9 protein-coding genes and 1 pseudogene are annotated in these 10,362 nt (G+C 76.3%); 3 read left to right on the forward strand and 7 right to left on the reverse strand.

Features of this window, described 5'->3' with window-relative positions; genetic code table 11:
- The 5 genes from F6X68_RS25555 to F6X68_RS25575 all read right to left on the reverse strand — a co-directional run.
- On the reverse strand, nucleotides 1-1,288 hold a 1,288-nt coding region (locus F6X68_RS25555), incomplete at its 3' end, for a DUF2314 domain-containing protein (RefSeq protein WP_151456667.1).
- A 66-nt stretch (nucleotides 1,289-1,354) separates the two neighbouring features.
- Nucleotides 1,355-2,128 (reverse strand): adenosylcobinamide-GDP ribazoletransferase, encoded by a 774-nt coding sequence (gene cobS, locus F6X68_RS25560; RefSeq protein WP_151456668.1) that lies wholly within the window; start codon nucleotides 2,126-2,128, stop codon nucleotides 1,355-1,357.
- Complete coding sequence (locus tag F6X68_RS25565; protein WP_151456669.1) at nucleotides 2,118-4,091, reverse strand: bifunctional adenosylcobinamide kinase/adenosylcobinamide-phosphate guanylyltransferase; 1,974 nt, start codon at nucleotides 4,089-4,091, stop codon at nucleotides 2,118-2,120. The genes cobS and F6X68_RS25565 overlap by 11 nt, the downstream gene beginning before the upstream one ends.
- A gap of 119 nt (nucleotides 4,092-4,210) precedes the next feature.
- The gene (locus F6X68_RS25570; RefSeq protein ID WP_151456670.1) at nucleotides 4,211-6,010 is read right to left on the reverse strand and encodes a serine/threonine-protein kinase; all 1,800 of its coding nucleotides are present in this window, start codon (nucleotides 6,008-6,010) and stop codon (nucleotides 4,211-4,213) included.
- A gap of 58 nt (nucleotides 6,011-6,068) precedes the next feature.
- Nucleotides 6,069-6,269 carry a hypothetical protein gene (locus tag F6X68_RS25575; protein WP_121400450.1) on the reverse strand — a complete coding sequence of 67 codons (201 nt, stop codon included), beginning with the start codon at nucleotides 6,267-6,269 and terminating at the stop codon, nucleotides 6,069-6,071.
- A gap of 190 nt (nucleotides 6,270-6,459) precedes the next feature.
- On the opposite strand from F6X68_RS25575, the gene F6X68_RS25580 reads away from it, so the two are divergent.
- Both F6X68_RS25580 and F6X68_RS25585 read left to right on the forward strand, forming a co-directional pair.
- Complete coding sequence (locus F6X68_RS25580; protein ID WP_151456671.1) at nucleotides 6,460-6,660, forward strand: hypothetical protein; 201 nt, start codon at nucleotides 6,460-6,462, stop codon at nucleotides 6,658-6,660.
- Entirely contained in the window at nucleotides 6,660-7,457 is a 798-nt protein-coding gene (locus tag F6X68_RS25585) for a site-2 protease family protein (RefSeq protein WP_151456672.1), read from the forward strand. The genes F6X68_RS25580 and F6X68_RS25585 overlap by 1 nt, the downstream gene beginning before the upstream one ends.
- 68 nt (nucleotides 7,458-7,525) lie before the next feature.
- On the opposite strand, the gene F6X68_RS25590 is transcribed toward F6X68_RS25585, so the two are convergent.
- Both F6X68_RS25590 and F6X68_RS25595 read right to left on the reverse strand, forming a co-directional pair.
- On the reverse strand, nucleotides 7,526-8,524 hold the full coding sequence (locus F6X68_RS25590; RefSeq protein WP_151456673.1) for an aldo/keto reductase family protein: 999 nt from the start codon (nucleotides 8,522-8,524) through the stop codon (nucleotides 7,526-7,528).
- Between the two features lie 58 nt (nucleotides 8,525-8,582).
- A complete protein-coding gene (locus F6X68_RS25595; protein ID WP_225852423.1) occupies nucleotides 8,583-9,950 on the reverse strand; it encodes a WG repeat-containing protein in 1,368 nt (455 codons plus the stop codon).
- Between the two features lie 124 nt (nucleotides 9,951-10,074).
- Between F6X68_RS25595 and F6X68_RS34365 the strand changes: the two are divergent.
- A pseudogene (locus F6X68_RS34365) lies at nucleotides 10,075-10,362 on the forward strand (hypothetical protein); the annotation flags it as partial.

Raw genomic sequence — 10,362 nt, forward strand, 5'->3', positions numbered from 1 at the left:
GGGGGTGGGGGCGTTCGCCGGCGTCCAGGACGGCCTGGGTCCAGCCGCCCTCGATGACGCCGGTGCCGTCCAGGACGGCCCAGTCGACTACGTCGGTGGCCTCCACGACGACCGGGGAGCCGATGCGCACGGTCGGGTCGGTGTTGGCGTCGCTGGCGCTGGCGGCCACGATCCGCTCCGGGGTCTCCCACGAGGTCACCCCGGCCCAGACCAGCTCCGGGCCGTCGTCGCCGGGCAGGCCGTACTTGACCACGAGCTGCGTCTCCGGCGGAAGCTGGCCGGCGAGGAACCGGGCCCGGATGTCGCCCAGCCCGGCCCGGGCGGTGGCGACCGCCCTGCTCATCGCGTCGCCCGCCCGGGCGTAGCGCACGTCCGGCTGGATGCCGGCGAAGAGGGTGGCGCAGGCGGCGGCGTAGTAGCGGCCGTCCGGCCCCGGGTGCCCGGCGGGCGGGCGCAGGCTGAGGAACGAGTCGGCGTCGGGGTCGGTGGCCGGGTCCAGCTCCAGGCGCAGGAGCACCGGCGCCGTCGCGCCGTGCTGTTCCGGATTGCCGTACGCCACCGCGATGTCGTGCCCGGTCACCGTGGCCAGCACCGGCAGCTGCACGAATGCCGGCACCTCCTCCCCGGAGAGCCCGTCGGTCCAGTCCCGCAGCAGCCGCCGGGCGGCCCCGGTCATCACCGCGCCCCAGGCCCGGGTCAGGTGGTCCGGCACGCCCTGGGTCTGCAACTCCAGCAGCCCGAAGCGGCGCAGCCCCTTCGTGGTGAACCAGAGCCCCTCGGCGTCGGAGGAGTAGGGCACCAGCACCCAGTCGACCAGCCGGATCCGCCCCTGGTCGTCGGGGAGCGAGCGCAGCGCCGTCGCCGGGTCGAGGAACTGGAGGCCGAACACGTCCACCACGTCGCCGTCGACGGACTCGGCGACGGCGGCGGCCACCGCCCGGGCCGCCCACTCGTGGGCCGGCGGCCAGCCTGGCCGGTACTCGGCCTGCACCACGACCAGGTGGCTCGCGGCGGCCAGCCGGGCCAGCTGCGCCTCGGTGGCGCCGAACGCGGTTAGCAGGTCCGGCGGGAGCTCGGGGAACTCGCCGATCGGCCGGGTGTCGACGCTCATCAGCGGGCTGTCGAGCATGTGCCGCGCCAGCCCGTGCACCGGCTCCGCCAGCCGGCCGGTGAGCCGCGCCACCGCCGTCTTCGCGCTCACCTTCGGCAGCCCCGTCATGGGCACCAGGTAGGTCGCGCTCAGCGACTCCGGAACCGGTACGGGCAGGAAGTCGTCCGTGATGAGCATGTCGTCCCCCGGTTGGCCGCGCCGGTGCTGTCGTGGGAGAACGCTACCCGGCGCGGTGCGCCCCGTTCAGCCGGACAGCACCACTCCCAGGTAGACCAGCGTGGTGACCACCTCCACGGTCGCGCCGAGCACGTCGCCGGTGACGCCGCCGAGCCGGCGTACCACGTGTCGCAGCAGCCCCACCGCGACGGCGAGTGCCACGGCGACGGCGAGTGGCCCCTGCCACGGGCGGCCCGGCACGGCCGCGAGCGCCGGCAGCGCGACGGCGACCGCCCCGGCGGCCAGGGCGACCGGCCCGACGGTGCCCGCGACCAGCGCGCCGAGCCCCTCCGGGCGGGCGGCCGGCACCCCGCGCCGGCAGGCCACCGCCACCCCGAGCCGGCCGGCGGCGGTCGCCGTGACCACCGCCGCGAGCGCCGCCGGCCACGACCGTCCCGCCAGCTCCGCGAGGGCCGCCGCCTGCACCAGGAGTACGACCACCAGCGCGACCACCCCGAACGGGCCCACGTCCGGCTTCTTCATGATCTCCAGCGCGGCGTCCCCCCGCCGGTACGACCCCAGCGCGTCCACGGTGTCGGCCAGCCCGTCGAGGTGCAGCCCACGGGTGAGCAGCGCCCCGACGCCGACGGTCACCGCCGCCGCGACCAGCGGGGGCGCGAGCGCACCGGGAAGCAGCAGGACGCCGGCGAGGACGACGCCGAGCAGCGCGCCGACCGCCGGGGCGAGCGCCATCGCCGTGCCTGCCACCGACCGGTCGATGCGGCCGGCGCGTACCGGCAGGGTGGTGAAGGTGGTCAGCGCCAGCCGCGCCCCGTCGGCGAGCCGTGACTCAGCCGGCACGCCGGCCGGACGGGTCCACCGCTTCCGTGTCCGGCCCGGCGCTGCCGGGCTCGCGGAGGTCGGCCTCGGTGCTGGTCGGCCCGGGGCCGGCGGGCTCCGGCTCGCGGAAGTCGGGTTCGGTGCTGGTCGGTCCGGGGCCGGCGGGCTCCGGCTCGCGGAAGTCGGGCTCGTCGGTGTCCGGCGCGGTCTCCGGCTCGTCGTCCTCGCCGCCGCCGAGCGACGGGTGGGCCGGCAGCGCGGCGGCCAGCGCCAGCACCGAGCGCAGCAGCGGCAGCGCGGCCAGCGCGTTCGCGCCCTCGCCCAGGTCGAGCCGCAGGTCGAGCAGCGGGGTCAGGCCGAGCACGTCGGCGCCGAGCTGGACGGCGGGGTGCCCGCCGTGGTCGGCCAGCAGGCACCAGTGCCGGGCCTGCCCGGCCAGGTCGCGGGTGACCATGGCGGCGGCCACCCCGACCGGACCGTCGAGCATCACCGGCAGCCGGCGGGCGGTGGCGCCGAGCAGCACGCCGGTGGCCACGGCGACGTCCCCGCCGCCCAGTTCGGCCAGCACGTCCTTGGCGCTGCGCGGCGAGTTCCGGGTGCGGTGCAGCGCGTCCCGTACCGCCGCGCACCGCCGCATCCAGGCCGCGTCGTCGATCTCGCCCGAGTCGGTGACGACCCGCCGGAGCACCGCCGGCGCCTCGGCGCCCGCCGTCGCCACCAGCACCGCCGCCGCGGCGGCCTCGGTGCCGGCGCCGCACGCCCCGAGCACCAGCAGTCGTACGCCCGCGTCGGCGGCCTCCTCGGCAAGCCGCCAGCCGTAGCGCAGGGCGACCTCGACCTGCTCGCCGGTCAGCGTGGGTTCGGTCTCCATCGGCGCGGACGCCGGGACCTCCACCACCTGGAGCTCGGCGCCACTCTCGGCGGCCAGCCGGGCCAGCGCCCCCTGCCCGGCGCGGGCCTGCCGGGCGCGGCGCGTCGACTCGCCCTCCACGGTGCCGGCGGCGGCGTCGCCGAGGTGGTCGCCGTGCAGCAGCAGCACCCGCACCCGGCCCCACGGGGCCGGGGTGACGGTGCCCTGGGTGGCGGCGGCGAACCCGACGGCCCGCTCCAGCACGCCCAGCCCCGACCCGGGCACGTCCAGGGTGGCGAGCCGCTCGATCGCCTGCGGGCCGGCGTACTCGTCGGGCATGGGCAGTTCCATGCCGGGCTGGATGACCAGGCCCGTGGCGACCATCGGCAGCGCCATGGTCGGGGCGGCCCAGGCGGTGCCGGTCGGCTCGGCGCCGGGCACCGCGTCCGGTGCGGTCGGCGGCGTGGGGGTGAACACGTCCGGGGAGGGCTCCGACGCGGCCACCGACCCGCCAGCGCCGCCGGGAACGCCCGGGGCGCCGGCCTGTGCGGGGCCGGCCTGTGTGGGCACGGTGGCCGGGTGCGGGGCGCCGGGCTTGAGCCAGGCGGCCTGGCCGGCGACCACGAGGACGACCGCGTCGCAGGCGTCGGCGACCGCCCGGTTGGCCGCGCCCAGCGCGTCGGTGAAGGCCCGCCCGAGCGGGGTGGTGGGCACCAGGGAGAGCCCGACCTCGGGGCTGACCAGTACCAGCCGGGCCGCGCAGGAGCGCACCGCCGCCGCCAGCTCGGCGATGGTGGCGGTGTCGTCCGCCGGCTGGTGCGCCGGGTCGAGCAGCACGGTCACCCAGCCGCCGAGGTCGTCGACGAGCAGCGTCTCGTTGGGCCCGGCGGAGGCCAGCACGTCCGCGAGGCGGCGCGGGTCGGCCGCGGTCTCCTCGGTGGTCCAGGTCTCCGGTCGGCGCTCGCGGTGCGCCGCCAGCCGGGCCGCCCACTCCGCGTCGTCGGCCGGCGCGTCGGCGGCCGTGGCCACGTAGCGGACCGTCGGCGCGTCGGCGACCAGGGCCTCGGCGAACTCGGACTTTCCGGACCGGATACCGCCGAGCACCAGGACCGTGTTCCACCCGTCAACGGACATGCCCGTACTTTAGAGCCAGCGCCCGGGTGCGGCCCCCCGGAGGTGCGGGGTACGGCCGGCCCGGCCCCGCAGGGAGGCGGCCGGTCGCCGCCGCGGGCAGGGGCACCCCCGGGCGGCGCTCAGTCGCAGTGCTCGAAACCGCTGGCGTAGCTGGCCCCGCCGGTGGACCCGCCCCACTTCACGCACACCCCGGCGGCCCTGGCCCGCACCGGCCCCGCGTAGTACGAGAACGACCCGCTGTCGGTGCTGCGGGCCCGGCCCCGCACCTCCAGCCACGCCGAGGCGGCCGTGGCCGTGCCCACCGCGGTCGCCTTCATCGTGACCACGCAGTTGTTGCCGCTGCCGGCGTGGTAGAGCAGGTAGACCCTGCCCTTCCGGCTGCCCGAGGCGGTCAGCGGGGCCGAGTCGATCACCCTGTACCCGCTGCCGCACGCCTCGACCGGCGTGTACGGGTTCGGCTTCGCCGGCTGTCCGGCCGTCGGTCCGGGGCCGGGTCCGCCGGGAGCGGTCGCGGTCGGCTCGCCGCTGCCCGCCGTCGGGACCGGGGAGCGCCCGGGCGGCGACGCCGACGGACTGCGGGACGCCGCCGACGACGCCGTCGCGCGGGTGGCACCCGGCGTGGGCTCGACGCGCAACCGGCCCGTACCGTCGTCGGCCGCCGCGCCGGACGGGCCCGCCGCCGCGGACTCGCCGGTCAGCGCCGCCGGGACGTCTCCGCCGGCCGGGCCGTCGTCAGGGGCCAGGGCGAGCGCGGCCACCCCGACCAGCACCACGAGCCCGGTGGCCGCCGCGCCGAGCAGCGCGGCCCGACGCCGCCGTGCCGGCTGCGGCACGACCGGGTCCTCCCGGGTGGGCGGGACCGGTCCCAAGGCGTCGCTTCCCGTCGCCGGTCCCGGGTACGGCCGGGCGGCGACGGGCGGCAGCGGCGCCCACGGATCCGGCGGGGCGACCGGCCCGGCGGGGGCCGGCGCAACGGCGTCACCGGCCGCCGGGGTACCGCCCTGGTCCGGTTGCGCGGCGGCGGGCGCCGCCGAGGTCGGGCCGGCGACGGCCCACGGCGGGCGGGCGGACGTCGGCACCACGGCCAGGGTCGCGTCGCGGGCCTCGGCCGCGGCGTCGGCCATCGCCGCCGCGTCGCCGAACCGGTCGCCGGGGCGCTTCGCCATCGCCCGCTGCACCAGCGCGGCCACCGCCGCCGGGATGTCGGGCGGCAGCGGCGGCGGCTCCTCCTGGAGGTGCCGCAACGCCACCTGGAGCGGGTTGTCCCCGTCGAACGGCGGCTGGCCGGTCAGGCAGAAATACGCCACCGCGCCGAGCGCGTAGACGTCCGTCGCCGGGGAGACCGGCTGGTTCGCGGCCTGCTCGGGCGACATGTACGAGGCGGTACCGAGCATCACGTTGGCGGCGGTGATGCCCGCCATGGAGCCGGAGCGGGCGATGCCGAAGTCGACCAGCACCACCCGGCCGTCGCCCTTCACCAGCAGGTTGCCCGGCTTGACGTCCCGGTGCACGATGCCGGCGAGGTGGGCGGTGTGCAGCGCCTCGGCGGCCTGCGCCACCACCGACATGGTCGACGCCGGGTCGAGCTGCCCCCCGCGCCGCAGCCAGGAACTCAGCGGCTGGCCGTCGACGTACTCCATCACCAGGTAGTCGACCTGGCTGCCGTCGTCGAGGACGGACCGGCCGACGTCGTGCACGGCGACCACGCCCGGGTGGCGCAGCGCCGCCAGCATCCGCGCCTCCGCCCGGAACCGGGCCGTGAACTCGGGATCCGCGCTCAACGCCGGCAGCAGCGCCTTCACCGCCACCGTACGTTCCAGCATGAGGTCGGTGCAGCGCCAGACCGCGCCCATGCCGCCGATCGCCACCCGGTCGTCCAGCCGGTACCGGTCGCTGAGCACCACTCCCCGAGTAAGCACCGCGACACCGTACCGGCCCGGCGGAGCGGGGCTGGCCGCCCGGCGGGGCGGCGGCGGACTACCGGGGTGTCTGGTACTGGAAGTCGTTGGGGTTGACCGCCGCCGGCTTCGGGTCCTCCTGCCAGGCGCCCTCCCCGGGGCGGGCGACGAGGGCGTCCAGCAGGTCCTCCCGTTCCATGTGCGCGGCCCCCACGATGCCGCCGCGCACCGCCATCGCCCGCAGCGCCTCGGTGTCCTTGTCGTGCAGCGGTTCGTCCATCGTCGCCTCCTCCAGGCCCGTCGGCGGTCGGCGACCGCCCCGTCGCGCGTCAGGAGGCCCATACCCGGACAGGGGCCGGGGAACCCTGCGCCGCCCGCCCGGCGTACGGATGTCGGGCCGCCCCGCGCCCGGCCGACTACGCTGGCGGGGGTTCGTCCCACGGGACATCAGCGGCGAGGGGAGACGCGGCATGGCGTGGAGCTGGCGGTACGAGGGCGCGAACGGTGAGTCGGTCGAGGGGCCGGCGGAGTCGTTCAGCAGCCAGGCGGACGCCGAGTCCTGGATCGGTCAGGCCTGGCGGGAGCTCGCGGCGTCCGGCGTCACCTCGGTCACGCTCGTGGAGGACGACCGGGTGGACTACCGCATGAGCCTGCTGCCTCCGGCGGAGTGATGGCCGGCGACCGCCCGGGGGGCGAGCCGTTGGTGCTCGGCGTGCCCCGGGCGGCGTTCCGGCCCAGCCCCGTCTTCCTCGCCCTGGTCGCGCTCTTCGTGACCAGCGGGGTGCTCACCTGGAACGGGTTCGGCAACGTCCGGCTCGACGTGTTCCTCTTCGTCGTGTCCGGCTGGCTGGTCTCGCTCTGCCTGCACGAGTACGCCCACGCCGTCGTCGCCTACCGGGCCGGCGACCGCAGCGTCGCCCACCGGGGCTACCTGACGCTCAACCCGCTGAAGTACAGCCACCCGCTGCTGTCGATCGGGCTGCCCGTGGTGGTCGTGCTGCTCGGCGGCATCGGCCTGCCCGGCGGGGCGGTGTGGGTGGACCGGCACGCCATCCCGGGACGGCTGCGGCACACCCTGGTCAGCCTGGCGGGCCCGGCCACCAACGTGCTGTTCACGCTGGTGCTGGTGCTCGCCGTACGCCTCGGGGCGGCCGGCGGCGGGCCGGTCGAGTTCTGGGCGGCCGTGGCGCTGCTGGCGTTCCTCCAGCTCACCGCGAGCGTGCTCAACCTGCTCCCGGTGCCCGGCCTGGACGGCGGCAACATGATCCAGCCGTGGCTGAACCCGCAGTGGCGCAGGATGTACGACCTGTTCGCCCCGTTCGGCTTCATCCTGCTGTTCGCGCTGCTGTGGAACCCGCGGATCGGCGGCTGGTTCTTCGACGCGGTCTTCGCCGTCGGCGACTTCCTCGGCCTGCCCCCGTGGCTCTACGCCCTCGGCCTGGACCTGATCCGCTTCTGGCAGGGCTGACCCGCGCCCCCGCCGGCACGGTCCGGCCCGGGCGGCCCGTGGTGCGGGCCGGCCCGGGCCGGGACGCGTCACGGGCGCTCGGCGGGAGACTCCGTGCGGGCCGGGTCGCGCTCGACGATCGGGTCGACGATCTCGTCGATCGCCTTGAGCAGCTCGGCGTCGAGCTTCACGCCGGCCGCCTTGACGTTGTCGTGCACCTGCTCCGGGCGGGAGGCGCCGACGATCGCCGAGGAGACGTTCGGGTTCTGCAACACCCAGGCGACGGCGAGCTGCGCCATGCTCAGTCCGGCCTGCTCGGCCAGCGGCTTGAGCCGCTGCACCCGGTTCAGGACCTCGTCGGTCATGAACCGGGAGATGAAGCCCGCGCCTGACTTCTCGTCGGTGGCCCGGGAGCCGGCCGGCGGCGGCTGGCCCGGCAGGTACTTGCCCGAGAGCACGCCCTGCGCGATCGGCGACCAGACGATCTGCCCGATGCCCAGCTCCTCGCTGGTGGGGACGACCTCGGACTCGATGACCCGCCAGAGCATCGAGTACTGCGGCTGGTTGGAGACCAGCGGGATGTGCAGCTCACGGGCGAGCTGGTGGGCCGCGCGGATCTCCGACGCCTTCCACTCGGAGACGCCGATGTAGAGCGCCTTGCCGGAGTGCACGACGTCGGCGAACGCCTCCATCGTCTCCTCCAGCGGCGTGCTGTGGTCGTACCGGTGGGCCTGGTAGAGGTCCACGTAGTCGGTGCGCAGCCGGCGCAGCGAGCCGTTGATCGACTCCATGATGTGCTTGCGGGACAGGCCCCGGTCGTTGCGGCCCGGCCCCGTGGGCCAGTACACCTTGGTGAAGATCTCCAGCCCTTCGCGCCGCTCGCCCTCCAGCGCGCGGCCCAGCACGTCCTCGGCGCGGGTGCCCGCGTACACGTCGGCCGTGTCGAAGGTGGTGATGCCGGCGTCCAGGGCGGCCCGGACGCAGGCGAACGCCGCGTCCTCCTCGACCTGCGAGCCGTGGGTGATCCAGTTGCCGTACGAGATCTCGCTGACCATCAGGCCGGAACGGCCCAGGTGACGGAATTCCATGAGTCGACCCTAGCCCGTTCCGATCATGCCCACCCCTCGTGGCGGGCCTCCCTGTCGCTCAGAGCACGGGGCTGGTGTCGACGAGCAGCCGCTCGATCTCGGCGACGACCTCGTCGCGGTCGCGGTGCACCGGCTCGATGAGCAGCTCGCCCCGCCGGTCGAGCGCGCCCCAGCGGCCCGTGCCGTCGCCGACCAGGAACGCGACCGGGTGGACGACCAGCGCCGGATAGCTGGGCGCCACCAGCACCTTCCCGGCCCGGTTCACCACGCCGCGCCGGCCGGCCACCTCCACCACGGCCAGCCCCTCCTCGGTGAAGCCGTCGACGTACCGGCCGTCGGCCAGGACGGTGGCGAACCCGTGGTGCCGGGTGGGCACCACGATCCGGCCGTTGCGGTCGACCGCGCCCCAGCCGTCGCGGCGGACCACGGCCACGCCGCGTTGGAACGGGCGTACGTCCGCGAAGCCGTGCGGCACGACCACCTCGCCGGTGGCGTCGATCGCCACCCAGCCGGCGTCGCCGCCGTCGGACACCCAGGCCAGCCCGTCAGAGAACGAGCGGACCACCGGGTACGACGGTTCGAGCACCGTGGCGCCGGTACGGTCGATGAGCGACCACCGCTCGGTCTCGGGGCGCCGCACCCAGGCCAGCCCGTCGCGGAACGGCTGCGCCTCCGCGTACCCGGCCGCGATGACCAGGTCGCCGTCCGGGTCGGAGAAACCCCACAGGTCGCCGTCGCGGGCCGGCATCGGGGGCCGGTCACGCTCCAGCACCTCCTCGCGGCTGCGCGGGTACGGCCCGAAGCCCGTCTCCGCGACCCGCTCCGCCACCGCGTCCAGGCTCAGCCGGATCCGGGCCTGCAACTCGGGGTCCTCGGTGCCACGCAGGTCCAGGGCCCGCTCGAAGTGGTGACAGGCCTCCATCAGCCGACCCTGGTCGTAGCAGGACCGCCCGGCGTGCTCGTGCAGCACCGCGCGCAGCCGCTGTGGCAACTCCGTGGAGTTCGCCTCGGCGAAGAGCCGGTCGGCCTCGACGAACTCGCCGCGCCAGCGCAACACGTGCGCCAGCCGAGCCTGGGCCACCGCCGTACGTCGCAGCTCCCCGGTGGCCTCGGCGTAGGTGAGCGCGAGCCGACCGTCCGCCAGGGCGTCGTCCAGTTCGCCGAGAATCCGGGACACCACCGCCCGCAGACTGAGCAGCCGGGCGCGCGACTTGTTGTCCACGGCCGCGCCCAGCTTCTCGGTCAGCCGCCGCCGGATCGTCCGGAACTCGTCCGGCTCCTCCACGACCTCCCGCAGGGTGGCCGGATCGAGCCGCCACCGGTAGCTCGCCAGCACCTGCTCCGGATCGCCCTGCGCCGCGCTCTGGTGCCCGGCGTCCCGCGACCCGACGGGCATCCCGGCGGCCCGCGGTCCGCTGCTGCCCACTCCGGCGTCCCGTGGTCCGTCGGCCCGTGGTCCGGCCGTGTTTGGTCCGGTGGTCTGTGGTTCGGTGGCGCTCGGTTGGGTGGTCCGTGGTTCGGTGGCGCTCGGTTGGGTGGTCCGTGGTTCGGTGGCGCTGGCTCCGACGGCGTGGGGTTCGGTGGTGTTCGTTGCGGCGATGGCTGGCTCGGCGGTGCGGGACGCGGAGGTCCGTTCCGCGCTCGTCGATGGCACCTGCCCGCCGGGCGGCGTGGCGGCGGGCGGCGTGGCGGCAGGCGGCGCGGACACCGGCTGCGCCGACGGCTCGGAGGGGGGCGGTACCGGCGAGGCGTCCGTGGGCGGTGCCGAGGCCGTCGGCGGCGCGGAAACGGGCCGGGCCGGCACGAGGTCTGCGGCGGGTGCGGAGACAGGTTGCGGT

It is taken from the genome of Micromonospora sp. AMSO12t, from assembly GCF_008806585.1.
GTDB lineage: Bacteria > Actinomycetota > Actinomycetes > Mycobacteriales > Micromonosporaceae > Micromonospora > Micromonospora reichwaldensis.

Coding starts and splice junctions, on each gene's coding strand:
- F6X68_RS25590 (WP_151456673.1), bottom strand. CDS start 8,524: ATGGAATTCCGTCACCTGGGCCGTTCCGGCCTGATGGTCAGCGAGATC.
- F6X68_RS25575 (WP_121400450.1), bottom strand. CDS start 6,269: ATGGACGAACCGCTGCACGACAAGGACACCGAGGCGCTGCGGGCGATG.
- F6X68_RS25580 (WP_151456671.1), top strand. CDS start 6,460: ATGGCGTGGAGCTGGCGGTACGAGGGCGCGAACGGTGAGTCGGTCGAG.
- F6X68_RS25565 (WP_151456669.1), bottom strand. CDS start 4,091: ATGTCCGTTGACGGGTGGAACACGGTCCTGGTGCTCGGCGGTATCCGG.
- F6X68_RS25585 (WP_151456672.1), top strand. CDS start 6,660: ATGGCCGGCGACCGCCCGGGGGGCGAGCCGTTGGTGCTCGGCGTGCCC.